The following is a 26,376-nucleotide window of genomic DNA, read 5'->3' as shown; positions in this document are numbered from 1 at the left end:
AAGTTAATTACCACACAAACCTACTTCATTAACTCTGACATATAAATAGCATTTGCCATGAGCTTATTTGTGCCATCCCAATAGCCTCTAAAATGAATGTTGTCGACAAAGCTAATCACGACACCTCGACCTCTCGGCGTGACGTTCATAGACACACTTTTTTCAATTAAATCTTGCATTTGTGGCGCCGCAAAACCACCCATTAACGGTGATTCGGTATATATACCGATATCAGTAAATGGGTCATCGTTAACATCCAAGATAAAATTATTGGTTTTAAATACAGGCAATTTGTCACGTTCAATGCCGAAAAACAACGGATGACTACGATCAATTATCGTTTCAAAAACAGCGCCAGCAACTAACTTATTTGCTTGCAGGGCGGCTTTATCTTCAAAGGCAAGCTTGGACGTATCAAACGCACTGTCTATTGTGTCATCCGACAACACTTTGTTTTTAAGCCAAGTATTTTTAGCAAACCATTTGACTGCTGTACGCTGACCAATAAGCACCCCGCCATTACTAATCCACTTTTGTAGCTTATCCTTAGTGGTGCTAGAGACTGACGCGTAGTTTCCAGAAGCGAAGACAAGGTGAGAATACTCAGCAATATCCACATTAGCTAAGTCACTTAAGTCAATTAGACTGGCGGCTAACCCAACACGAGTATCCAAATAATGCCAAATTTCTCCTATTTCATATTGAGAAGTGCCTTTACCTCCCACCAGCAATACTGATGGTGCTTTCAAAGGTAAGATAGAGGGACTGCCCATATCTATGCCGTCGACGGTAAAGCCGCTACTTATATTTTGAATGGGTATCATGCCGTTAACATTCTTGAATGCTTGAAGAAGGTCAATCACAGATATCAGGTCATTGTCGGCTGCCGGGACCGTTATTGCACCGGCGGAAAAATGAAGTGTGGCATTCTTTTCTTTAGATGAAAAAGGCTTACCAGACACGCGTAACTTGATACCTGCCTCTAATAAATATTGTGTGAGCTTAGGCGCATTATAGTCATACCAATTGTACGCAAAGGCAACCGCGTCCTGACTCAAATGAGATAGCATGTTTTCACTGCGACCAGCATACTCACTGACTTTCACCTTGCGTTTGTCCGACCCTTTTATCGCGGCGTATTGCAAATTGAAGGCTAGCGCAATATTCCAATTGGACACATCATAAAATGTATTATCTGGAAACTGTGTTCGCTCACTAAATAAAGAACGAATCAAACGATATTGCGGCTGGTTAAGCGGCACATAAATACTCTGTGCACTATCAAATTCTAATTCATCAAACGAGATATCTTTTGAAATCCCGCGCCAAGATATTCTGTGCGCTTCAAGGATAGATAACATGCGCTTAAAACGCGTGTTATCTTTGCCTTGTTGCACAAGGTAACCATGCACATCATCGTCTTTTATTAACTTTTGTGTATCGCGGTAAAATTGTTGCTGGTACGCCAGTATCGCTTTTTTATTAGCCAATGAACCTTTAAACGTCGACAACGACGTCGTAACTTGATTTTGAATGGTTCTTGGAAAATCTACGTCACCATTAATAGATGCTTGTTTGTGCCCGCGGCTACTAGCTTGCTCAAACAAAATACCAATACTGCCGTGGGCATCTGGATATGTAGACCCCTTACCATAGTAAAAATCATCAAATCTTTCTTGAGAAAAATAGGGTTGCTTATCGTTGTCCAATGCGTTTGCATGATACTTAGCTAACGCTGTCGTCAAGGTGACATTAGTATCCGGTGTTAGCGGATTTTTGCGGCTGGGGACGCCGGGTTGGAAGAAGTAGGTACTATCAGTGCCCATTTCATGGAAGTCAGTTAATATATGCGGCCGCCACTTATGAAATTGCGTTATCCTTGCTTGAGATTCCGGATGCGTTAACAGCAACCAATCTCGATTCAAATCAAACCAATAGTGGTTGGTTCTGCCAGACGGCCAATGTTCTCGGTGTTCCCGGTGCTGTTTGTCCGAAACCAAATTATAGCCCTTATGCATATTTGCCCATTGCGCAAAACGAGACAATCCATCTGGGTTCATTGAGGGATCGAGTAATACTACAGACTCAGCCAATAATGCCTTTACCTCTTCGCTTTGCGAAGCAGCTAAATAATATGCGACCAATAGCGCGGCATTGCTGCCAGACGGTTCATTACCGTGGACCGAATACCCCATGTAAAAAATTAGTGGATCGTCTTCATTTGCCGCCGCTCCATCAGACAAACGTTGTATATGCTCAGCTCTAATCTTGTCTAAGTTACCTCGGTTTTCGTCATTGGTAATCGTAAGCAACATTAATGGTCGTTGTTCGTGTGTATATCCAATAACGTCAAAGGAAACGCGATCAGACCGCTCTGCGAGTACCGTCATGTAGTTGACTAGTTGGTCATGACGAACATGCCAAGTACCCACCGTGTAACCTAAGACTTCTGCAGGTGTTGGTATATTTGGATCATATTCACCAGCAGGTAAATATTCGATATCCGCTTTTTTTATATTGGTGTGCGAATGGCTGTTTGATAAAACACTTGCGGCTTGCAAGCTGGTTGATATAAAAAATATCATGGCAAAACTGCTTATAAAACGCAGCATAAATTCTGTCCTTCTCGTTTTTATTTTTATCTCTTCCCTCAATAAACTAATTCATATAGTCACAAAGTGACTTTCAATGAAATATATGAATTGTTTTATGAGCAATACGAATGCTGAAACGTATAATACGCAATTTTTCCTGAATTGAACAAAACTAGTTAGTACTTGAGTGTTTTACTCAAGTAATTTTGATATACTCGCCCCAATTAGATATATGAGGTTGCTATGGTTAATATTTCAGAACAAGCACAAGCCCATTTTGGAAAGTTGCTTTCACAACAACAAGACGGTACAAATATTCGTGTGTTTGTAGTTAATCCCGGTACAGCAAAAGCAGAGTGTGGCGTGTCATATTGCCCTCCTGAGGCTGTTGAAGAGACAGATATACGCTTACCTTTCAATGGTTTTGATGCAGTTGTTGATGAAGAAAGCGCGCCTTATTTAGAAGATGCCGAAATCGACTTCGTTACCGACCAAATGGGATCGCAACTTACACTGAAAGCGCCGAACGCAAAAGCGCGAAAAATTGCAGATGATGCCCCCTTAATTGATCGAATCAACTACATGATTGAAACAGAAATCAACCCTCAACTTGCCAATCATGGTGGGCAAGTAATGTTAGTAGAAGTAACGAAAGAGGGTGCAGCAGTACTACAATTTGGCGGTGGTTGTAATGGCTGTTCGATGGTCGACGTTACGCTTAAAGAAGGCATCGAAAAACAAATGCTAGAGCAATTTGCCGGTGAAATTACGTCTGTTAAAGACGAAACAGAGCATCAAGCAGGTGAACACTCATATTACTAAGTGATGGTAACTCCTCACACCGCTATCCAAATAATGCTGTCTTTGGGTGGCGGCCTACATGTTTGAGATAATCCCCCCACAACAAAACACCTCTGCTGCCTAAAAAAGCCAACATGGCTATCCACAATGCCATATTCCCGTGATGAGTAAATTTATCAACTACGTAGAATGTGGGTAAGAATACAAACAGGGTACTCGCTAACATTGTATTTCTCATCGTCCTTCCCGCAGTCAACCCAACGTAAACACCATCGAATAAAAAGCACCAGTGGCTCACTAACGGCAATGTAACTACCACCCAATGATATTCATCAAAAACCTTATGTAAGGCCAGATTGTCAGACAACAAAGTCAAAATATTTTGCCCAAATATCCAAAATAGCATTGCATATACAAGTGCAATTATACTTGACCAAAATAAGCCCGCATTAACCTCACGTTTGAGAGATGAAAACGCTTTCTCGCCTTTGGCTCGGCCAACAAGGGACTCCACCGCATTAGCAATACCGTCTAGGCCTAACGCAATGAGTGAGAAAAACTGCATTAAAATCGCATTGATTGCCGCGGCCTCAGTCCCAAAAGTCACCCCAATCAACGTAATAAACGCAAGTGTAAATTGCAACGCCAAATTACGAACGAAAATATTTGCATTTAAATTTGCCAACGACACTAACGCGCTAAGCTTTGGCATTCCTAAAAAATAATCTTGACTGGCAAGGACCCTTACTACCAGCAGCAAACACATCCCTGTACTTGAATATTCCGCCACTAAGGTACCTGCAGCGACGCCCTGTACACCAAAATCCAATTCATAAACGAATATCAAACTTGCGACAATATTGATGATGTTAGTCACCACTTGGATTGCCAAAACTAAGGTAGTACGCTGTTGGCCAACTAACCACCCTATGCATACCAAGTTAAGCAGCGCCGCGGGTGCTCCCCATATTCGTATCTCAAAATAGTCAACCGTACTTTGATTGGTTTGTTGTTGGTCGCCAACAAACCAAAGCCCAGCATCCAAAATAAGCGGACTGACCAGTATGATGATGAATGCTATTAATATACTGGCTACTGCACCTTGTACCAAAACATCTGCTCTTGCCTGCCCTGAAGACCGATCGGCTTGGGCGCTCAGGCCCGTGATCGACATTTTTAGAAAGCCACAAACCCAATAGAGCTGTGTGATAATCAAGCTCCCTATTGCAGCACCCGCTAAATAATGAAGCCCACCCATTCGTCCTAAAATTGCTGTATCCACAAGACCCAACAATGGCGTCGTAATATTTGCTACTATAAGGGGAAAGGCTATGCTTAAAAGCCGTTTATGTCGTTCTACCGTGTTAATATGTTTTTCCAGTCAGGGACAGTTGAAATGAAATTATACCAAGCTCTTATCCTCATCGTACTGTTCGGACACAGTTTATTTTCCGACGCCCAAGTAAAGAACATGATGGGTCAGTTAAAACCTCATTCATCTTTTACTATCTTGCAATACCACCATATCAGCGATAGAACGCCGAGTATTACGTCAACCTTACCGGAAATATTTGAAGAACATCTTAAGTACATCAATGAAAAGCATAAAGTCATTACACTTGAAAATGCACTTGATGCTGTAAAAAATGATTTTCCAATGCCATCTAATTCTGTGGTAATTACATTTGATGATGGTTATCTCAGTATTTTTGAAAACGCGCATACACTGTTAAAAAAATACAATATGCCCTACACCGTATTTATTAACCCAGACGAAATTGGCAGAAGTCACCTACAATTAAATTGGCAACAAATAAAGGAAATGAAGCCTTTAGCCACCTTTGCAAATCACACCTTAGATCACATTCATTTGGTTGAAAAAATCGCGAATGAAACTGACGAAATGTGGCTAACGCGCATCATTCAAAACATTCAATCTGCTGAGAAAAAAATAGAATCCCAACTTGGATACAGTAAAAAGTGGCTTGCATACCCTTATGGCGAGTTTAATGCCCAGCTAAAAAATGCGCTACTAAAATTAGGTTACGTAGGTTTTGCGCAACATTCGGGCGCAGTGAATATTGATTCAGATTTTGGTGCGCTGCCACGCTTTCCAGCGGCGGGTATCTACGCAAACCTCGATACCCTTAAAGTAAAAATGAAAAGTTTACCTATGCCCATTGCCGAAACGTCAATACACGACCCTGTGATGTCTGTTGGCGAAGCCTTGCACAGCTTTACAGTAAAAACACTGCCACTGAAGCATTGGAGCGCTAACCTTTCCGCATCTGATATGAAATTTGATAGTATTGCGTGTTACTTTAAAGGAGAATCCATTCCAGTGGTGACGCAAAATAATACAACGGATATAGAGATGAACGTTACCCTTGCCCATACGTTTGGGCCTGGGCGTATTCGGGTCAACTGCACGGCACCAAGTAAAAGTTTAAAGGGACGTTATTATTGGTATAGCCAACCTTTCTTTGTACCCACCGAAAAAGGGAAGTTTTTAGAATAAGGAGTCAAATTAAGCGTAAAAACGTAAAATGGCCGTTGATTGCACATGGGCAACGTTAATTGCTAAACCTTCAAGTTGAGACGCAAAAAATGTTGTCGCGTAGGCTCAAACAATGCCCGCTCAATTGTTTTAAATTGCCACTTTTCGTAAAAGGCTAAAGCATCTTGGTTGCACTCGTCTACATCTAAAACAATCGTATTTTTTTTCAAATATTTAGCTTGTCTAACAATATAGCTCAATAGCTTACTTGCCACACCGACTCCCTGATAATCAGGTCTAACCGACAAATGGCCAAAACACAATTCATCCAATGTTGGCGGCGGAAACAAAGTAACTAGTAGCGGGTTGATAGCAATTACATGCGCCATCTGTTCAGGACTTAAAAAGGTGGCAATACTCTTTAGTGTAGCATCATGAAAGTTTGGGGGCATATCGGTATGCCAAATGCTCACACACCCTACAAGTTTATTGTCCATGATGGCGATTTTATGACGAACAGCGCTAAATTGACCATCATTTTGCTTAACCGCATGCGCTAAAAATGACGCAGCTTTTTCCGTCGAACCAAAAATATAGGCAAGTAGTTCAGGGGCTGAGGCAAGAATGAGAGGCACAATACCGTCCGTGTATTGTATAGTACCTTGCTTAATTTCTAGCATAAGATTACGCCTTTTTATAAGTAAAGACTTAACTTGATGTTAGCAATAAAGGCAAGTCATGTAACAATTGTTGCATGTCGCTAGTGGCTAGTTGACCCGGCTTATGCACCGGCTTAAAGCGACCAATCACGTGACCGTTAGGGTTGATAACCACGATCGATGCACTGTGATCAACAAGGTAATTTGGATCGTCTGTCGCGCCTGCAATTGAATACATCATCCCCATGCTTCTTACCAAAGGAAATAATTGCGCATGTTCACCCGTGCTAGCAATAAATTCTGGATTAAAATAACTCACGTATTCATTTAGTCTTTCAAGTGTGTCTCGCTTTGGATCAACAGAAAGAAACCAAACTTGCAAAGGGCTTTCAGCCGCTACTTGTTTTAAGTCAGGATAGACTTTATTGATTTCTGCCAAGGTAACCGGGCAAATATCCGGACAAAATGTGTAACCAACAAAAGCTAAGGTCCACTTGCCTGCCAATGTCTGATTGTTCATTGGCATTTGGTTATGTTGAGTAATTTCAAAATCAGCAAGCTTGCGTGGTTCTGGATACCAATGCAGAAATTTAGTTTGGGACTGCAATGAAGAAGAATTATTGCCCTCTAAACTGCCGCCTTGCCCAAGGGTTGAGGCTAAGTAAACACCGATAACTAACGCCAAGACACCAACAGGGACTAACCACTTATTTTGCATGTAAATTCCTTCTCAAGGATGAGCTTCTCACCAACCAAATACTATACGTAATGATCAAGTAAAAGCACAACAAAGAGAAGCATTAAATGCAAAATAGAAAATTTGAACGTATCCATCGCAGTCGACGGCTGCGGCTTAAATTTTAGCTTCCACGCCATATACATGAACCACGCATTAAGCACTGTTGAACCAATAAGGTAAATCATCCCTGTCATACCAATTAAATATGGCAGCGCACATACTAAGCAAAGCAATACGGTATACAACAAGATACATGTTTTAGTAAATTCAATACCATGTGTATTAGGTAGCATTGGGATCTCGGCCTTCGCATAGTCTTTTTCGCGATGAATCGCCAATGCCCAAAAATGTGGTGGTGTCCAAGTAAAAATAATCAAAACAAGGAGTAAACCATATGCATGAATTTCACCGGTAACGGCCGTCCAGCCTAATAATGGAGGCGCGGCGCCAGCTAAACCACCAATGACGATATTTTGTGGCGTAGCACGTTTTAGATACATGGTATAAATAAATGCATAACCTACAAGGCTTGCCAAGGTTAACCAAGCGGTCAGCATATTGACATAGGCAACTAATAGCACAAAACCAAGTGTTGCTAATACAAAAGCGAATATTAATGCGCGTTGCGGAGATACTTTACCCCTGGCGACAGGCCGATTGAATGTACGTGCCATCACGCTATCAATTTTGTGATCAACCACATGATTAATCACAGCCGCAGCAGACGATAACATCCCAATACCCAACATACCTGCGACTAAAATTGTCGGCTCAACCCAAGTAGGCGTTGCCAAACACATCCCCACTAACGCAGTAAGCAAAAGCAACATTACGACTCGTGGTTTCGTCAACTCATAGTAATCTCGCCAACTGGCAGACTGCGAAATGTTTTTGCTTAACAAGGCTTGCTTTGCCATCACTTGCTCCTAAGGTTCCGATTTAAGAATACCTTCATAATTTCATCGTAAATACGTCAATATTTTCGGTACATTGTGTAAGTAATGAGTACCAATACCAACAATAGACATGCCGCTACGGCGTTGTGCATCACGGCCACGGTGAGCGGCAAGGAATACACAACATTACTTACACCCAACACAATTTGAACACCGAGTACAATCACCAAAAGATTACACAATCGCTTAACTAAGCCGGAATCCGCCTTACGCCACAATGTGACAGCCAACCAGCAAAGATAAATAAACACAATAATCGCGCCAAAGCGATGCATCACATGCATAGTCATTCTATCTTCGTAAGGGTGCACGCCGTATTCGTAGTTTTCTGCCTCTGGTACGCTAAAAGCGCCAGCAAAATCTAGTTTGCTCATCCAGTTACCCTCACATATCGGTAACTCGGTACAAGCCAACGATGCGTAATTTGCCGAGGTCCAACCGCCAAGCCCAATCTGTATTACCAATAACAAAATACCAAGAGAACCAAATTTTGCTAGATAACGTATTTGTGAGTCGCCACCAGGAATACGAAATGGCGTTAGACGGATATATAGTAAGAACAGCAACGTTAAGACAGTAAAGCCGCCTAGTAAATGTCCCATCACCACAACTGGCAACAAATTTAAGGTCACTGTCCACATTCCCAATAGACCTTGAAAACATACCATTATCAATAATAAGAAGGGCAAGAAAAAAGGCGCAGGCTTTCCTCGTAAACGCTTAATAAGTGCACCCACAAAAATCAGTAAAATGAAAAAACCCAGTGCTGCAGCAAAGTAACGATGAATCATTTCATTCCATGCTTTTTCGGCCTCTAGGGGTCTTTCGGGAAAAGCGGCATTCGCTGCATCGATACTGGCAGCAGCTTGTGGCACTAGTAATTCACCATAACACCCAGGCCAGTCAGGGCAGCCTAAACCCGCATCCGTTAAACGCGTATATGCACCTAGCACAATCACGACAAGTGCTAAAAAAATACTGAACAACGCGAGTTTTCTCATTACTGTTTTGCCCTTAGTGCACTAACCAATGCGAGATAGTTTTAACAGCTTACGTAAATCTGCCAACATATCTCGACTATCCATGATCGCCTGCTCTTTATCGCTTCTACTTGGATAGGAAAGCACAATATTGTTTAAAGTATCAGCAATGAAAATAGCATTAACGTCAACATCTTTAAACACTTTATTAACGGTTGAGATATCTTTATGCAACAACTCCAGTTGCGAGCTGCTATTTAGTAAGGCAACAGTGTTAGGATCGCTGGATTCAGTTGCCAAAAATACTGCATCCACCCGCTCTCCTTCACGCCCAACGGCTGCTTTTACTTGTCCAATAGCATAAATGGCGTTTTCACAGTCTTGCTCACAACTTTCGGGCAACACATACACAAAGTGCCACTTCTTTTCTGTATCTTTTAAAATAGGCGCTGCGTCGATAGTTGGTTGTAGCAGCCGCCCCCTATTTGTCGAAGCCTCATTAAACCAACTGTTATCCAGTGCGACTTTAGCCAATACAACGGGCAACACAAAAACAACCACCAACATGATAATACTTAATTTATGCTTCTTAATTTTCATTGCCTTAATTCCTTGAGTATAAATAAGGTCTATTCAACCATGGGTTTGTTTTTTTGCTTAATCGCGGAAACTAAAAAGACTGTCAGTCCAGCTACTCCCAAACCAAACCACTGTATGGCATAGCCTAAATGTTTGTCTGGTGACATCACAACAGGCTGCCACTCTCGAATAAACGACGATTGACTTTTTGTATCCGCTAGCAATACAAAAGGCAACACAGGTTCTCTTAAATGCTGCGAAATAATTGCTAAGTCAAGCTGTTGTATGCGGGCCGGAAATTCACCAAAACGGTCATTAGTTTCAGAGATAAATACATTCAATTGCGGCACTGCAATCATACCTGTTAGCACAACATTCCCTGTCAAAGGTGCTACCACAGGTAATGCTCTTTGCTCACTCACACCATTTACCCAGCCGAGGTTTACAATAACGTAGCCTAAATCAGTATTCACAGCTTGCAGCACGTGATATCCCGCCTTGCCTTCATGGATCTTGTTATCAACATAAAATAGTGAAGGCGTCGCGATGCCCAATACTTCAGCTTTGTAATCTATGTATTTTTCTGGCGTATTGGCTACATCAATCAATTCAACCGGAGAAACCTGACTGCCTTTCTCAATTTGTGCCAAACGCACTTCTTTTTGTTGTTTTCGGTCTAGCTGCCAAAAACCAAGCAAGAACATAATGACAATGCAGATAATTGCGACTATGGTAACCAAAGACGATAAAAAACCAGCTTTATGCAAAAGCATGATCTATCACCAAAGGAGCATTGAATATGTTGGCGGTAAAAATCACAGTTGGCGCATTGCTCATCTTCATGATTTTCAATTTATTTAAAGCCATGATTGTTATGTTAAAAGGCGAGTCTGAAGAACCAATGAGTAAATATATTGGCCGCCGAGTCTTAGCGTCTGCGGCCATTGTAATTTTACTTTTACTAGCGATTGCCACCGGCATTATTACTCCAAACCCACGGCCCTACTAAGTACGGTTATGTAATACTCTTTTAATGTAGTTGAAGCACTAGCTACAACACGTAAACAAAGAAAAACAACATTACCCAAACAACGTCTACAAAATGCCAATACCAACTACCCGCCTGAAAAGCAAAATGTTCTTTTGGTGTAAAGTGACCTTTTATCACTCTAAAAAATAATACAATCAAAATTATCGTACCGAGCGTGACATGCAAACCGTGAAACCCTGTGAGCATAAAGAAGGTATTCCCATAGACGCCAGACTGGAGCGTTAAGCCCAAATCTCTATATGCGTGAATGTACTCCCACACCTGTAACACTAAAAACACCGCGCCCAAAAGAATTGTCACACCCAATAAAGCCGTCAACTGCTTACGTTTGTTCTGCTCTAAGCCAACATGGGCATAATGCAACGTTACAGAGGATACTAATAAAATCGCGGTGTTAATCAATGGTAGCCCCGTAGCTGCCATTGCCGTCGTTTGTGTGCCATCAGGCGTGCCAGTTAACGGCCACATCGCTTCAAACGTTGGCCACAATACTTCATTTGTCATCGCATTATTCGACGCGCCGCCCAACCAAGGCACCGCAATCATTCTGGCATAAAAAAGAGCACCAAAAAATGCAGCAAAAAACATGACTTCGGAAAATATAAACCAAGCCATTCCTTGCCGATAAGAACGTCCTAACTGAGCACTATACAAACCACTCATAGACTCATCTATCTGATTTTTGAACCAACCAGTCACCATGACTAACAAAGTAATCAAGCCGAGAACTAATATATAACCGCCAATGCCTTCTTTCCCTTTCGAGACTTCAACCACATAATTACCCGCGCCCACAGCGATTAGGAACAAGGCAACCGCACCGACAATGGGCCAAATACTTTGATCGGGGACGTAATACTTTTGATATTCTTGCTGGGCCATTGTTATCTCCCTTGGCTTTTGTTCATAGCAACGCTGACAGGCTCATCAACGCGCTCGGTAATATCGTAAAGAGTGTATTGCAGCGTAAAGTAGGTAATCTCATCAGGTAGCTGCGGGTCAATAAAAAATGTCATTGGCATTATCGCTTCTTCACCTGCTTTTAGCGGTTGATGATTAAAGCAGAAACACTCAGTCTTGTTCATGTACAACGCCGCCTTGCCAGGTGAAATCGACGGTATCGCCTGTGCAATAATGTCTCTAGAGGCGGGATTCCTGACATAAAAATCTACTTTCGCCAATTTACCAGGATGCACATCAATACTTTTAGTTTGTACTGAAAACTCCCAAGGCATACCGGTATTTGTGCGTGTAATAAAGTCGACAGTAATACTGCGAGACTCATCAATTAATGTAGGTTCGTACACTGCTGCCGTAGTCGCTGTTTTGCCATTGATACCAGCAATATCACAGAACACATCGTACAAAGGCACTAGTGCAAAACCAAAACCAAACATACCAATAACGACAAAGACAAGCTTTGTCACCGTCTTTGCATTATTTGGCGCAGCTCGCAAAGACCCCTCATCTATTGACGTTTTTGGCTTAACGTTTTGCTCCATACCATGATTTTTCACTGTATCAATGCTGCCGTTCAGTTATTTAATTTGCGGCGGTGTATCAAAGGTATGATACGGTGCTGGTGATGGTATTTCCCACTCTAAACCTTCTGCACCATCCCATACTTGGTCAGAGACTGGTTCACCACGCTTTCTACAGGCTTTGACTAGTAAAGCTAAAAATATGAGTTGCGATAAACCGAAAGCAAAACCGCCAACGCTAATCCATTTGTTAAAGTCAGCAAATTGAAGCGCATAGTCAGGGATCCTACGAGGCATACCGGCCAAACCAACAAAATGCATGGGGAAGAACAGCACGTTCACAGAAATTAATGAGCACCAAAAATGCCATTTGGCCAGCGTTATATCAAACATGCGGCCGGTCCATTTAGGTAACCAATAATAAACGGCAGCCATAATTGAGAAGACCGCGCCGGTGACAAGCACATAGTGGAAATGTGCCACTACAAAGTAGGTATCATGATATTGAAAATCCACAGGCGTTATTGCCAACATTAAGCCAGACAAACCACCAATCGTAAATAATACGATAAACGCGATTGCAAATAGCATTGGGATTTCAAAAGTAAGAGAACCTCGCCACATAGTCGCGACCCAGTTAAATACTTTTACACCTGTCGGCACCGATATCAGCATGGTTGCAAACATAAAGAACTTCTCCCATTCCACTGGCATACCTGTGGTAAACATATGGTGCGCCCAAACCACAAAAGACAGCAGTGCGATAGAAGCTGTGGCATACACCATAGAAGCATAACCAAAGAGTTTTTTACGAGAGAAGGTCGGGACAATTTGAGAGATGATGCCAAACGCAGGCAAAATCATAATATACACTTCTGGATGACCAAAGAACCAGAATATGTGCTGAAACAATACCGGGTCACCACCACCCGCCGCATCAAAGAAGCTAGTCCCAAAATATTTATCGGTAAGGACCATCGTTACCACGCCAGCTAACACTGGCATTACGGCTATTAGTAGAAATGCAGTAATCAACCATGTCCATACAAACATTGGCATTTTCATTAAGGTCATGCCTGGCGCTCGCATGTTGAAAATAGTCACAATCACGTTTATTGCCCCCATGATTGAGCTAATACCCATTATATGCACCGAGAACACAAACAACGCCGTACTGTCACCGCTATACGTTGTGGAAAGTGGCGCATAAAACGTCCACCCAAATGAGGGACCACCACCTTCCATGAACAAGGAAGACAATAGAATTAAGAAAGCAAAAGGCAAGATCCAAAAAGACCAATTATTCATTCTTGGCAGTGCCATATCAGGCGCGCCAATCATCATCGGTACCAGCCAGTTAGCTAGTCCTGTGAATGCAGGCATGACCGCACCAAACACCATAATTAGACCATGCACCGTCGTCATTTGATTGAAGAAATTTGGCTCAACAATTTGTAGCCCAGGTTGAAAAAGTTCTGCGCGGATTACCATCGCCATAGCACCGCCCACCAAAAACATGATGAACGCGAACCAAAGATAAAGCGTACCGATATCTTTGTGGTTGGTGGTTAACAGCCAGCGAGAGATGCCTTTAGGTATATGATGATGGTGATCGTCATGAGAATGATCATCATGCGCATGGCCATCATGAGAAGCGTCATCTGTTGCTGGGTCTTTTACGTCGTCAGTTAATGTTGTCATAGTAATTCCCCTACTCTCCTTGCATCAGAGCGTTGACGTCTTTGGCTTGCACTAAATCACCGGTGTTATTGTTCCAAGCATTTCTTGTGTAAGTAACGACCGCTGCAATTTCTGACATTGTTAATTGTTTTGAGAAGGATTGCATGGCTGTGCCTGCGCGCCCATTCACGACGATATCGATATGCGCCTGCTGATCATTTAATATTAACGCCGAACCTTTCAAAGAAGGGAATACGCCAGGCAAGCCTTCACCGTTTGGTTGATGACATGCAGCACATACTGCGTTGTAGGTTTGTTGCCCTTGCTTCATTAACTCATCCATACTCATATTCATCGCGAGTAAGCGCTGTTCCTCTTCTTTCCGTGCGACGGCTATTTGCTCTTGCTCATTTATCCATTGCGCATACTCAGCTGGTTCTTTTGCAATGACGACCACTGGCATAAAGCCGTGGTCTTTTCCGCATAATTCTGCACATTGTCCGCGATAGATGCCGGGTTCATTTACGCGTGCCCAAGCTTCATTAATGAAACCCGGATTCGCATCTTTTTTAACGGCAAAGTCGGGTACCCACCAGCTATGAATAACGTCGTCTGACGTAATTAAGAAACGAACTTTTTGACCTGTGGGGATAACTAATGGGCGGTCGACTTCGAGTAAGTAATTTTCGCCTTTATTGAATTTATTTTCGATTTGCTCACGTTGCGTCGCTAGTACCGAAAAGTATTCGACCTCGTTTTCCATGTATTTGTAGTGCCATTTCCACTGAGAACCAGTGACAAGCACCGTCATATCAGGCTTCGATGCATCTTCCATGTCATCAAGAGTGCTAGCAGCAGGGATAGCCATGCCAATGAGAATGACAAAAGGAACAACAGTCCAAGCAATCTCTACCTTTATATTTTCATGGAAGTTTGCGGCTTCATGACCTGCTGACTTTCTATGTTTAAACATCGCGTAAAACATGGCACCAAAGACCAATACAGCGATAACCACGCATATCCAAAACATCAACATATGCAGACTATAGACTTGTTGACTTATGTCGGTGACACCAGTACGCAAGTTAAGATCTGAACGTTCTGCAGCACTTTGAGCAGAACTAAACCAAGACACTAATAGTACAAACGTGCTTACTAAGCATTTCAGCGACTTCACACTACTTCTCCCTTAAGATTGACTGATTACATGTCACTTTATTTTTTGGCAAGCCGAGATTAACGGCTAAGCAACAAAATCAAGGTGTATTTTTTGTTATCCAATTGTGAATCACTGTGCAATCATTAATCAGTTTTTGTGTGGCGTCTAGTCATTTTTTATAAAAAATGAACATTATGATCGTATTTACTTATTAATAGTTTGTTTTTTAAACAGATGCAAACAAAAAAGGCCACCTTAAGGGCAGCCTTTGTTAAGTTTTTGTAAACTATCTAGAAATCAACAGAATCTCGAATAATTCCTACCGCTAATCCTTCAATGGTAAAAAACTGAGATGCCAAATCTACTTTGATGGGATCGAAATCGTCGTTTTCAGCATGTAATATAATTTGTGCCCCTCGCTGCTCAAGACGTTTTACAGTAACGTCCTCATCGACGCGTGCGACGACTACCTGACCATTTCGGACGTCTTGTGTTTTGTGTACAGCAAGTAAATCACCATCCATAATGCCAATTTTCTTCATGCTCATGCCGCTCACACGAAGTAAAAAATCTGCGCCAGGATGAAACATCGCAGGATCTACTTTATAGTGCGATTCAACGTGCTCCTGCGCAAGTATCGGCTCTCCTGCAGCCACTTTGCCAATCAGCGGTAGGCCATCTTCTATTTCATCGTCCAATGCGCAATTCAGCTTGATACCACGTGAGGTACCCGGCAGTATTTCAATCACACCTTTTTTTGCCAACGCTTTCAAATGCTCTTCTGCTGCATTTGCAGAACGGAAACCTAATTGGCGCGCAATTTCAGCTCTAGTTGGCGGCATGCCGGTGTCGATCATCGTGTTCTTAATGAGATCGAGGACTTCCTGTTGTCTTTGTGTTAATGGACGCATAAACAGCCTGTTTTTCTATACAGTTATACGAGAAGTATACGCACGGTAGTAAAAAACGCAACTTTATCTGTTTTTATAGGGTAAGTATTTGAGTTCATGATATTATTCCCCTCTATCATAACTGAAGTCTGCACTTAATTATTTTAAGGTTAAACGCAACAATGAGTTCGATCAGAACAGCAGCCCGATGGATTTTCTCTAAAGCAATTACTTGGTTAGTCTCTGTAAAAAGTGTACCAGCTGATGTAGAGGCCGAACTTGGCATTAATACTGACAAAGCCATTCTATTCTTACTACAAACTGAGTCTTTCACCGATCAGCTTGCGTTAGAAAAGTCCGCTAAGGCGCTTGGTTTACCAAGCCCGCATGACATGGTCAATGTCGCGGGGACTCAACAAAAAAGACGTTATTTTCTCGAACGTCCCCAAAGCATTTTGACGCGAAAGGTTGAAAAGACCGCCATTGAAGATGTGTTTACAAAACTGTTTCACATTCATCGCGAAAACCCTGAGCTTGACCTCCAAGTGGTACCAGTGTTCATTACATGGGGACGCTCCGCCGGCAAAGAAAAATCGGGATTTGCTCAGCTATTTGCCAGTAAAGCGTCGCCTAACTGGCTTCGCAAAGCGTTAATCGTGTTGTTCTTTGGGCGTGACAACTTTGTCAGCTACTCACCTGCAGTATCTACTCGTCAATTAGCGGATTTACATGGTAGTGACAAACAAATTGCTCAAAAATTAGTACGTGTTGCGCGCACGCACTTTCAACGTAAACGCCAAACCATTAGCGGACCTACACTACTAGAAAGACAAACTTTGCATAATTCGATTTTAGGCTCTGACATGGTTAAAGCCGCCCTAATTGAAGAAGTTAAGCAAAAAGGTGTTAGCAATAACAAAGCGAAAAAGAACGCAATATCCTACGTAGACGAAATTGCAGCGGACTACCGTGAAGGTCTAATCCGTATGGGTGATAGAGTACTCACTCGAATCTGGAACAAAATCTATGACGGTATTGACGTTAGTCATGCAGAACGTGTAAGAGAATTAGCACAAAACGGCCATGAAATTATCTATGTTCCCTGTCACCGCAGCCATATGGACTATTTGTTGTTAACTTACGTTATCTATCATGAAGGTCTTGTAACACCGCATATAGCCGCGGGGATAAATTTAAATTTTTGGCCTGCTGGGCCGATTTTTAGACGTGGAGGGGCATTCTTCCTACGTCGCAGTTTTGGCGGAAACAAACTATACACCGCGGTATTTAAAGAATACTTAGAATTGCTTTTTAACAAAGGCTATTCGGTCAAGTATTTTCCTGAAGGTGGCAGAAGCCGCACAGGGCGCTTACTGCCGCCAAAAACCGGGATGTTGGCAATGACACTGCAAGCGCTTGCCAAAGGTATCAATCGGCCAGTATCAATAGTACCTGTTTATATTGGCTATGAGCATGTGATGGAAGTAAAAAGTTACATGAAGGAATTGCGCGGAAAAAGTAAAAAGAAAGAATCACCAACGCAAGTCTTCTCAGCAATACGCAAGTTGAAAAATTACGGCCATGGGTTTGTGAATTTTGGCGAGCCCATTCATGTCAATCAGTTTTTAGATGACTCTGCGCCAGATTGGCGCGACCAACAGCCTGAAAATGATAAAAAGCCCAAATGGCTAACGCCAGTGGTCAACAAATTGGCTGACACAGTGATGACCCGAATAAACCGCGCCTCGGCAATAAATGGCACCGCGATGTTGGCGTTGAGTTTACTTAGCTCAAAAACACATGTAATGAGCAAGAAAGAGTTGGTTCAGTCCACTGACGATTACTTAACGATGTTCAAATCCGTGCCTTATAGTAGCGATTCTACATTACCTAATGAAACGGCATCTGAATTAGTTGACCGCACATTGGCGCTTAACCGGTTTAGTCAATCTGAAGATAAATATGGTACGATGGTATCGCCTAAGAATGACAACGCGGTTTTACTGACCTTTTATCGCAATAACATTATCCATATGTTCAGTATACCGAGTTTAGTACTGGCAGCTGTGTTTAGTGGTCAACACAAAACTAAACAGCAAATTATTGATTTGGTAGGAACCTTGTTTCCATTGTTAAAGCGTGAATTTTTCATGCATCAAAACATTGAGCAAGCGTGTGAACATGCTGACAACTTAGTCTCATACTTCATACAAGAAGGCTACCTAAATGAAGATAATGACATGCTCGCCTCACCCGCGGTTACAAGCCCTAAATTTCATTCAGCCTGGTTGCTTAGCCGGACCATGCAAGAAACTTGGCAACGCTACGCGGTAGTATTAAAAATTCTTGAAACCGAAAAAATCATCGGACGAGCGCAACTAGAACGTCAAAGCGTGACGGTAGCCGAAAGACTGTCCGCGTTGTTTGGTCTCCATTCTCCAGAATTTTATGACAAAAACGTACTGAGTACCTTTGTAAATGCGCTAAAGGACAATGATTTATTAACTAGCCAACCAGATGGTAGCTTGGCGTTTTCAGACAAGAGTTTGTTGTTAAAAAATGCTATTACGCCGCTAATATGGCCTGAAATTGTTCAACATTTAGAACAGATTGAGAGATAGATAGTATCTATCTTCTCAACCTTGATTGCATGGACTTACGGCAATGGCTCCGTCTGTCCTCGCAACATACCCCCAGTTGGCATATTGAGTTCTGTCAAATATAGGAGGTAAATGGCTTAAATCATAACCATGAATTAAAAAGGACAATTCATTCTGTCCTTTCGTTACAGGCAATTCGATACTTTCCTCATCATGTGAAATCCGAAAAAAGTTATGAGTATCTAACTCTCTTCCACTGAATATTATTTGTCCATTTAATAGCACAGTTAACACGTGGCTGTAGTCAAATTTCAATGTGACACTACCATCCTGAGTAGCCTGAAGGCACGTTTTAGCAAATACGGCGCCTTTAGGGTGTTCGAAGTATTTGGAAATATTGACTATCCCTGCCTTGTCAGGCCGGACCTTTTTCCATGGCTTGTCGTTCACGTTTGACAAAGAACGCCATATTTTCCCTATATTTACGTTAGACGGAAGGTCCACCTGTTGCGATAATTCCCAATACTGAATCATCCCGGCCTTCGCTTGTACTGGCTCGTTAACAATTCGCCTTGGTGTAGGCGAAACTTCTACGTTCCTGATCACAGCATCTCCTTGAAAGGCTCTAAAGAATAAGCCAGTGTTAAATTCGTTTCTGGAAAGGTTGAACTTGGCTTGGTCTGCTGCGTTGACGACGACTTCACATGCATCTGTGCTGCAAGTCAATTCCACGCCAAAAAAATCATTTGAATTTATTGCAGCAGGGTATTGATAGTCAGAATACAAATGCCACGCAAAAGCCCCATTGTATACAGGCAGATATTGTATGGCTCTACTCGGACTATCATTGCTTGTTCTAAAAAATAGGTACTCGAATTCATGTCGGCCTTTGCTATAAAATCCGATACCCGCCATAACCTTGGCTTTTATTTCCAATGACAAGTGAAAATTTTCTGGCAAATCCCCCAACCATTCAGCCCTTTCTCCATGAGCCAATTTAATTCCTAAACTGTCGAGGACTTTTATAGGAGTACTGATTATATTTTCCTGTTCGTTGACAATACGCCACGTAAATATTTTTTCGTTAGCATTAACTACGTCGGCGTAGCAATATGCAGATAAACCTATAAAATGTAGGCGGGTTAAGTACTTTAGTATCTCTTTTTTCACATTAAGCTCCCTTGAATACAAGCAACTTGCTTGTAAGACTCAAGCAAACCTTACGCCAACGAAAAAACATAGAAAAAACAGAGAAGTAAGGATTCGTATCCGCTTGAAAGTGTACAAAATGAGTACACAGCGTGTACGATTACGAACAGTCGATTGGTACTTTCGTTACGTTAATTAACCTGAACTGTGGATAAGAAATAGTTCAGGTTAATTAGTAATAAGAAAAGAGACGCGAAGTTCACGGCCAGATGACTGCCAGAATCTCCGCGGTATATAGAATTTAGCGTCCACTCGCTAGGAAAAACTCATAAGCGGGGTCGTTAGTATGTGGCTGTGCATTAAAGCCAAGCGAATCGATATGCATTTGAAATTCTGATTTTTGATATTCTTCTACCTCAAAACCAATAAGCACAAGTCCGCTCGCAGCGCCATGATTTCGGTAGTGAAAAAGTGTAATGTTCCATTTATGTCCGAGGGCGTTCAAGAAGTGCATTAAAGCCCCTGGATATTCAGGGAAAGAAAAAGAATACGCGACTTCCTCTGTGCGCTGAGATGGCCTACCACCTACCATGTGACGCACGTGCAACTTCGCTAGCTCGTTGCTAGATAAATCAAAGCAATCATAGCCACTATTATTTAGTTTATCGAGTAATTCTACATACTCTTCACGGCCATGTTTTAATTTAACGCCGACAAAGATATGTGCGCTGCTGTTATGTGCCAACCGGTAGTTAAATTCGGTGATTACAATGCCACCAAGGGCTGCACAAAAGGCCTTGAATGCCCCTTTTTCTTCAGGAATTTTAACTGCAAAAACGGCTTCTTTCTGCTCGCCTAATTCACAACGTTCTGATACATACCGTAGCGTATGAAAATTAATGTTTGCACCGCATAAGATGCCACCAAATTTTTGTCCAGACACGCCGCTTTCTCGCACGTATTTACGCATAGCGGCGACCGATAAGGCACCTGCAGGCTCTGCAATAACGCGTGTATCATCAAAAATGTCTTTGATGGCAGTACACAATTCGTCATTGGTCACCGTCATGACTTCGTCAATGTACTTTTCACATAATCGGAACGGCTCAGCACCAATCGTTTTGACTGCAACACCGTCAGCAAAAATGCCCACTTCGGGCAAGGTAACTGGTTTCCCATTTGCCATAGCCGCCTGAAGACAAGCCGACTCTTCTGACTCAACCGCGACAATTTTGATATTCGGATTGATTTGCTTCACATACACCGCAATGCCCGCGGCCAATCCACCGCCTCCGACGGCAATAAACAAGACATCTAAATCACTTTGCTGAGACAACATCTCTTTTCCAATCGTCCCTTGCCCGGCAATGACATTGGGGTGATCGAACGGCGGGATCATCGTTAAGCGATGTTCTTCACACAAGGTTTTTGCATGCTCACTTGCTTGGTCAAAACTAGTACCAAATTGCACTACTGTCGCAAACTCGCCACCAAAACGCCTTACTGCGTCGACCTTTATATCTGGCGTTGTTTCTGGCATAACGATCGTTGCGTTAATCCCCAGCGATTTTGCGGCATAAGCAACTCCCTGAGCATGATTGCCGGCAGATGCAGTAATAACACCCGCTTGTTTTTCAACGTCACTCAATTGAGCGATACAATTGTAAGCGCCGCGCAACTTAAATGATTTTACCGGTTGCTGGTCTTCTCGCTTTAAAAATATCTGATTTTGCAATTCACCAGATAAACGCGGCATATTCACAAGGTCAGACATAACAGCCGCCTCATAAATAGGCGCCTGCAATATCTTAACTAGGTAATCTGATTTAGTATAAGTCATTAGTACTTTATCTTAGAAGGATCTCTCACCGCGCCCTTGTCTGCACTGGTTGCCATCATGGCAAATACTTTCAATGCTGTAGATACTTCACGCACTCGGTCTTTTGGTTGATAAGGTTTGTCGCTCGCATCCATTTTTGCTTTACGCGCGGCAAATTCTTCATCAGAAATTGCCAAATTCAATGTACGATTTGGAATATCAATTTCAATAGGGTCGCCATTTTCAACAAACGCAATACCACCACCACTCGCCGCCTCTGGAGAACAGTGACCAATAGACAAACCACTAGTGCCACCCGAAAATCTGCCGTCGGTGATAAGCGCGCACGCCTTACCTAAACCTTTAGATTTCAGATAAGAGGTGGGGTACAACATTTCTTGCATACCTGGTCCACCTTTTGGCCCTTCATAACGAATAACAACTACTTCACCCGATTTAACATCGTCATTTAGAATGCCTGCAACTGCATCATCTTGGCTTTCGTATACGCGTGCAGGACCTGTAAATTTGTGAATAGATTCATCGACACCAGCAGTTTTCACGATACATCCGTCTTCAGCCAAATTACCAAACAACACAGCCAAGCCACCCTCTAAGCTGTAGGCATTTTCTAGGTCACGGATACAACCGGCTTTGCGATCGTCATCAACCGTTGGCCAGCGGCAGCTTTGACTAAACGCTTTAGTTGTGCGTATACCCGCAGGGCCTGCTTTGTAAAATTCGATGGCTTTGTCATTGCTTGGATTGGTAACATCCCAATCAGCGATCACTTCAGCAACTGTCTTGCCTAATACATGGCTATTGTCGCCATGTAATAAACCTGCTTTATTTAATTCGTTCAATATACCAAGCACGCCACCCGCACGATGCACATCTTCCATGTGATATTGCGGTGTAGCTGGCGCTACTTTACATAAATGCGGTACTTTGCGCGATAAACGGTCAATATCGTCCATCGTAAACTCAATTTCACCCTCAATCGCTGCAGCAAGTAAATGCAAAATAGTATTAGTCGAGCCGCCCATAGCGATATCGAGACTCATCGCATTTTCGAAGGCCTTAAAGTTTGCGATGTTACGGGGCAGCGCAGTGGCGTCGTCGTCGCCATACCAGCGCTTACATAAATCAACAATGACCTTGCCGGCATTAATGAACAGTTGTTCTCTTTCGGTGTGGGTTGCCAAGGTAGAGCCGTTGCCCGGCAGTGACAAACCAAGTGCCTCGGTTAAACAGTTCATTGAATTTGCAGTAAACATGCCCGAGCAAGAACCACAGGTAGGGCATGCAGAGCGTTCAATTGCCTCAGAATCTTCATCACTCACGTTTGGATCTGCAGCGGCAACCATGGCATCAACTAAATCCAATTTGATGACTTGGTCAGAAAGCGTAGTTTTACCCGCTTCCATCGGGCCACCTGACACAAAAATGACCGGTACATTAAGACGCATAGCCGCCATTAACATGCCTGGGGTGATTTTGTCACAGTTAGAAATACACACGATGGCATCTGCGCAGTGTGCATTCACCATGTATTCTACTGCATCGGCAATGACTTCACGCGAAGGCAAGCTGTATAGCATTCCGCTGTGGCCCATGGCAATACCGTCATCTACCGCAATAGTATTGAATTCTTTTGCTACTGCGCCGGCTTCTTCAATGCTTTTGGCAACGAGTTGACCCAAGTCTTTTAAATGCACGTGGCCCGGGACAAATTGAGTGAACGAGTTGGCGATGGCAATGATTGGCTTGCCAAAGTCATTGTCTTTCATTCCTGTTGCACGCCATAGTGCGCGCGCACCGGCCATATTTCGACCGTGAGTGGTCGTCGCTGAACGTAATTTTGGCATTGCTAACTCCTAGGTATACTGCTTTAAATTTGTTTAATACGGCTTAGTAATATGCAAGTAAGTTGAGTTATTTTTGAATCGGTTGCTGCAACCATGGGAGATAGAATTATCTGACCTATAGATACCGACAAAAAACCCTCCATTTTGGAGGGTTTTGTATTCACTTACAAACACCCTGCAACGGCCAGCTTACTCTACTGACCCTGTAAAGGATGCTCAAAAAATCATTAAAATGTCGTCACACGCGCAATGTGCCTTAAATCACTTGAAAATTCAAGCTATATCGCTCGGATAGTTCGAATCAAACTGGCCTCATGCTCAGTTGTTTGATTCGGCTAACAATATAAAGTTTAGCCTTTATTCAAATAGTCACATTGACGCTTGTAGGAAGTAAGTATTTATGTCGTTGTCTGTTGTTCGTACCCGCGCAAATTTGGGTATCGATGCGCCGCTCGTTACCATTGAAGTTCACCTGTCTACTGGCTTACCCGGATTTCATTTGGTCGGTCTTCCTGAAACAACGGTAAAAGAAAGTAGAGACAGAGTGCGCAGTGCCATTATTAATTCAGGGTTTGAATTCCCAAGTCATCGTATAACGGTGAATATGGCACCGGCGGATTTGCCAAAAGGGGGTGGGCGGTTTGATTTAGCCATTGCGATTGGCATTCTTACCGCCAGCGAGCAAATTCCGGTCAAGGACTTGAGTGAGTTTGAGTTTGTTGGCGAACTTGCACTCTCAGGAGCACTACGCAGTATTCAAGGGGCTTTACCTATGGCCTGCGCAGTAAAAAAGAGCAAGCGTTGTTTAATTCTACCGGAAAGTAACGCCAGTGAAGCGTCGCTCGTATCTAACACTAAGGTGCTCGCAGCAAAGTCTTTGTGGGATGTGTACCTTCATTTAACCGACAAGCAAGCCTTACCAATGGCACAGCTAAATAGCGTCGATGACGCTCAGTCTGACGAAAATGCAGACATGGACTTGGCGGATATTGTCGAGCAACAAGCCGCAAAACGTGCACTGATACTTGCGGCAGCGGGCGGGCATAACATGTTATTGTTTGGTCCTCCCGGTACAGGAAAAAGCATGCTCGCAAGTCGTTTAGTTACTATATTACCGACACTGCCTGAAGAAGACGCGCTCACCGTAGCAAGTATCAAATCGGTGGTCGGTGAACAAGTTAGTGCCAATAACTGGCTACAGCCTAATTTTCGTCAACCCCATCACTCTAGCTCAGCCACTGCCATTGTTGGAGGAGGCAGTTACCCCATGCCTGGCGAAATCACCTTGGCTCATAAAGGCGTGCTATTTTTAGATGAACTACCAGAATTTGGACGCCACGTCCTCGACGTATTGCGAGAGCCGCTAGAAACAGGGGAAATCCACCTGTCGAGGGCTAAGCATAAGGTGACTTATCCAGCAGACTTTCAACTGATTGCCGCAATGAATCCGAGCCCGACGGGTGACCATACCGACAAACGCGCAAACGCTGATCAAGTGCTTCGCTACTTGAATAGACTATCAGGGCCTTTATTGGATCGCATCGATATGCAGGTAAATGTACCTAAAGTTGATATAAAAAAGTCCATTGAGGCATCAACCGGAGAAGGGCCGAGCGAGCGGCTATCCAGTAAACAAGCGCGTCAGGGCGTGCAAAAAGCCGTAGACATTCAGTTAGCGCGGCAAGGCAAATTAAATGCGGCATTGAATAATAAAGAACTCAATATGCATTGTAAGTTAGACGCAGCTTGTTCGAATTTTTTGACAAATGCCTCTGAAAAACTAGGGCTGTCTATGCGTAGCTATCATCGCACCATAAAAGTTGCCCGAACCATCGCTGACATAGCGAATATTAATGACATTCAGCATCAGCACTTAGCAGAAGCGCTTTCTTATAGAAGCTTTGACAGACTATTGCATCAGTTAGCAAATAACTGAGACATTGAATGGATTAAGGGCTCATTACTGCGTTCTTTTAGATAGCATAAGCCTAAGCGATACGCTTCTATTTCATTTACGGCTAAACTTTTTACTTTGTGTTGTACGGCTGAGTTTTCCAACACGATACGAGGCACAAACCCGACGCCTAAGCCGAGTGACACCATGCTGACAATGGCTTCATTGCCCGAGACTTGCGCATACACGTTGGGCCGAATGTTCTGTTCGGCGAACCAATGATGTACGATCCTTTTTGACGGGCCTCGCGCTGGCATTATGACCTTAATATTTTGCCAACGAATATTTCCCACGCGATCAATGGGCATCTGTTTAGGTACGATCAAGGTTAGAGGTACAGTATCTATTTGCTGAAAATACACATTGGACGGAAAATCCGGTGTATGAATAGCAATAGATATGTCGACCTGTCGTGAAGCGACTTGTTCAACGGCTAATGCGTGGTCGCCAGTATCCAACTTTATATCCACTTGTGGGTGCTGCTCACGGAGTCTATCGAGCATAGCAGGGAGATAGCTTTGACTCGCTGTAACCGAACAAAATAATGACAACTCTCCCTTTAGGACATTTTCATCTTTATTCAGTGTTTGTACTAAGGACGTGTAATCACTTAGAAAATTATCGGTAAACGCAAGTAAGGTTTGACCCGCTTTAGTTAACGCGACTTTTCGGTTGTTGCGAATAAACAACGTAGTATTGAACTCTTCTTCCAAACGCGTAATCACGCGCGACAAAGTAGGTGGTGATACAAACATTGCCTGTGCCGTCTTAGAATAATGCAGGCTATTGGCTAAATGCTGAAATAACTTAAGAGATTTAATATCCATTTGCGACGACTTTTAAATAAAAACAGGCGTTTTTAAATTAGTGATGAGCTTTTAGTTAACTACTGTACAGGGATTATACGATTATTTGCGCAT

22 protein-coding genes are annotated in these 26,376 nt (G+C 42.8%); 5 read left to right on the top strand and 17 right to left on the bottom strand.

Translation table 11 applies throughout. The features are described 5' to 3' along the window. Window positions 1-20 precede the first annotated feature (20 nt). Window positions 21-2,612: a M14 metallopeptidase family protein gene (locus tag QQK00_RS11730; RefSeq protein WP_284217766.1), complete on the bottom strand. Its 2,592-nt coding sequence runs from the start codon at window positions 2,610-2,612 to the stop codon at window positions 21-23. A gap of 225 nt (window positions 2,613-2,837) precedes the next feature. Between QQK00_RS11730 and nfuA the strand changes: the two genes are divergently transcribed. After that, entirely contained in the window at window positions 2,838-3,416 is a 579-nt protein-coding gene (nfuA, locus tag QQK00_RS11725; RefSeq protein WP_284217765.1) for a Fe-S biogenesis protein NfuA, read from the top strand. A 22-nt stretch (window positions 3,417-3,438) separates the two neighbouring features. On the opposite strand, the gene QQK00_RS11720 is transcribed toward nfuA, so the two are convergent. Further along, window positions 3,439-4,677: an MATE family efflux transporter gene (locus QQK00_RS11720; RefSeq protein WP_431307736.1), complete on the bottom strand. Its 1,239-nt coding sequence runs from the start codon at window positions 4,675-4,677 to the stop codon at window positions 3,439-3,441. A gap of 114 nt (window positions 4,678-4,791) precedes the next feature. On the opposite strand from QQK00_RS11720, the gene QQK00_RS11715 reads away from it, so the two are divergent. After that, on the top strand, window positions 4,792-5,913 hold the full coding sequence (locus tag QQK00_RS11715; protein ID WP_284217764.1) for a polysaccharide deacetylase family protein: 1,122 nt from the start codon (window positions 4,792-4,794) through the stop codon (window positions 5,911-5,913). A gap of 62 nt (window positions 5,914-5,975) precedes the next feature. Here the strand turns inward: QQK00_RS11715 and QQK00_RS11710 are convergent, their stop codons facing one another. From QQK00_RS11710 to QQK00_RS11685, 6 genes are read right to left on the bottom strand one after another with little or no spacing between them, the layout of a single operon-like run. Beyond that, window positions 5,976-6,572 carry a GNAT family N-acetyltransferase gene (locus QQK00_RS11710; RefSeq protein WP_284217763.1) on the bottom strand — a complete coding sequence of 199 codons (597 nt, stop codon included), beginning with the start codon at window positions 6,570-6,572 and terminating at the stop codon, window positions 5,976-5,978. Window positions 6,573-6,600: 28 nt separating this feature from the next. Next, window positions 6,601-7,269, bottom strand: a complete 669-nt coding sequence (locus tag QQK00_RS11705) for an SCO family protein (RefSeq protein WP_284217762.1) — start codon at window positions 7,267-7,269, stop codon at window positions 6,601-6,603. A 41-nt stretch (window positions 7,270-7,310) separates the two neighbouring features. Further along, the gene (gene cyoE, locus QQK00_RS11700) at window positions 7,311-8,207 is read right to left on the bottom strand and encodes a heme o synthase (protein ID WP_284217761.1); all 897 of its coding nucleotides are present in this window, start codon (window positions 8,205-8,207) and stop codon (window positions 7,311-7,313) included. A 56-nt stretch (window positions 8,208-8,263) separates the two neighbouring features. After that, on the bottom strand, window positions 8,264-9,247 hold the full coding sequence (locus tag QQK00_RS11695; RefSeq protein ID WP_284217760.1) for a COX15/CtaA family protein: 984 nt from the start codon (window positions 9,245-9,247) through the stop codon (window positions 8,264-8,266). A 21-nt stretch (window positions 9,248-9,268) separates the two neighbouring features. Then, the gene (locus QQK00_RS11690; RefSeq protein WP_284217759.1) at window positions 9,269-9,826 is read right to left on the bottom strand and encodes a hypothetical protein; all 558 of its coding nucleotides are present in this window, start codon (window positions 9,824-9,826) and stop codon (window positions 9,269-9,271) included. A 29-nt stretch (window positions 9,827-9,855) separates the two neighbouring features. Further along, entirely contained in the window at window positions 9,856-10,578 is a 723-nt protein-coding gene (locus tag QQK00_RS11685) for an SURF1 family protein (RefSeq protein WP_284217758.1), read from the bottom strand. Window positions 10,579-10,604: 26 nt separating this feature from the next. Here QQK00_RS11685 and QQK00_RS11680 point away from each other — a divergent pair, with 26 nt between their 5' ends. Then, window positions 10,605-10,814 carry a DUF2909 domain-containing protein gene (locus tag QQK00_RS11680; protein ID WP_431307735.1) on the top strand — a complete coding sequence of 70 codons (210 nt, stop codon included), beginning with the start codon at window positions 10,605-10,607 and terminating at the stop codon, window positions 10,812-10,814. Between the two features lie 42 nt (window positions 10,815-10,856). Here QQK00_RS11680 and QQK00_RS11675 read toward each other — a convergent pair whose 3' ends face one another. The 5 genes from QQK00_RS11675 to lexA form a co-directional block, all read right to left on the bottom strand. After that, on the bottom strand, window positions 10,857-11,738 hold the full coding sequence (locus QQK00_RS11675; protein ID WP_284217757.1) for a cytochrome c oxidase subunit 3: 882 nt from the start codon (window positions 11,736-11,738) through the stop codon (window positions 10,857-10,859). A gap of 2 nt (window positions 11,739-11,740) precedes the next feature. Further along, a complete protein-coding gene (locus QQK00_RS11670) occupies window positions 11,741-12,358 on the bottom strand; it encodes a cytochrome c oxidase assembly protein (protein ID WP_284218307.1) in 618 nt (205 codons plus the stop codon). Window positions 12,359-12,394: 36 nt separating this feature from the next. Then, complete coding sequence (ctaD, locus tag QQK00_RS11665; RefSeq protein ID WP_284217756.1) at window positions 12,395-14,038, bottom strand: cytochrome c oxidase subunit I; 1,644 nt, start codon at window positions 14,036-14,038, stop codon at window positions 12,395-12,397. A 10-nt stretch (window positions 14,039-14,048) separates the two neighbouring features. Then, complete coding sequence (coxB, locus tag QQK00_RS11660; RefSeq protein WP_431307738.1) at window positions 14,049-15,185, bottom strand: cytochrome c oxidase subunit II; 1,137 nt, start codon at window positions 15,183-15,185, stop codon at window positions 14,049-14,051. Between the two features lie 281 nt (window positions 15,186-15,466). Further along, entirely contained in the window at window positions 15,467-16,087 is a 621-nt protein-coding gene (gene lexA / locus QQK00_RS11655) for a transcriptional repressor LexA (RefSeq protein ID WP_284217754.1), read from the bottom strand. A 161-nt stretch (window positions 16,088-16,248) separates the two neighbouring features. Between lexA and plsB the strand changes: the two genes are divergently transcribed. Beyond that, a complete protein-coding gene (gene plsB / locus QQK00_RS11650) occupies window positions 16,249-18,687 on the top strand; it encodes a glycerol-3-phosphate 1-O-acyltransferase PlsB (protein WP_284217753.1) in 2,439 nt (812 codons plus the stop codon). Between the two features lie 15 nt (window positions 18,688-18,702). On the opposite strand, the gene QQK00_RS11645 is transcribed toward plsB, so the two are convergent. From QQK00_RS11645 to ilvD, 3 genes are all read right to left on the bottom strand, one after another. Further along, complete coding sequence (locus QQK00_RS11645) at window positions 18,703-19,836, bottom strand: hypothetical protein (RefSeq protein ID WP_284217752.1); 1,134 nt, start codon at window positions 19,834-19,836, stop codon at window positions 18,703-18,705. A 280-nt stretch (window positions 19,837-20,116) separates the two neighbouring features. Next, window positions 20,117-21,655 (bottom strand): threonine ammonia-lyase, biosynthetic, encoded by a 1,539-nt coding sequence (gene ilvA / locus QQK00_RS11640; protein WP_284217751.1) that lies wholly within the window; start codon window positions 21,653-21,655, stop codon window positions 20,117-20,119. Then, window positions 21,655-23,502 (bottom strand): dihydroxy-acid dehydratase, encoded by a 1,848-nt coding sequence (ilvD, locus tag QQK00_RS11635; protein WP_284217750.1) that lies wholly within the window; start codon window positions 23,500-23,502, stop codon window positions 21,655-21,657. The genes ilvA and ilvD overlap by 1 nt, the downstream gene beginning before the upstream one ends. 400 nt (window positions 23,503-23,902) lie before the next feature. Between ilvD and QQK00_RS11630 the strand changes: the two genes are divergently transcribed. Next, entirely contained in the window at window positions 23,903-25,438 is a 1,536-nt protein-coding gene (locus tag QQK00_RS11630) for a YifB family Mg chelatase-like AAA ATPase (RefSeq protein WP_284217749.1), read from the top strand. Here QQK00_RS11630 and ilvY read toward each other — a convergent pair. Continuing rightward, window positions 25,420-26,283 carry an HTH-type transcriptional activator IlvY gene (gene ilvY / locus QQK00_RS11625; RefSeq protein WP_284217748.1) on the bottom strand — a complete coding sequence of 288 codons (864 nt, stop codon included), beginning with the start codon at window positions 26,281-26,283 and terminating at the stop codon, window positions 25,420-25,422. The genes QQK00_RS11630 and ilvY overlap by 19 nt on opposite strands. Window positions 26,284-26,376 lie beyond the last annotated feature (93 nt).

Origin of the sequence: Agaribacter marinus, from assembly GCF_030160655.1 — a bacterium.
Lineage (GTDB): Bacteria > Pseudomonadota > Gammaproteobacteria > Enterobacterales > Alteromonadaceae > Glaciecola > Glaciecola marina.
Note: the sequence above shows the minus strand (reverse complement) of the source record. Positions and strands in the feature narration are given on the sequence as shown.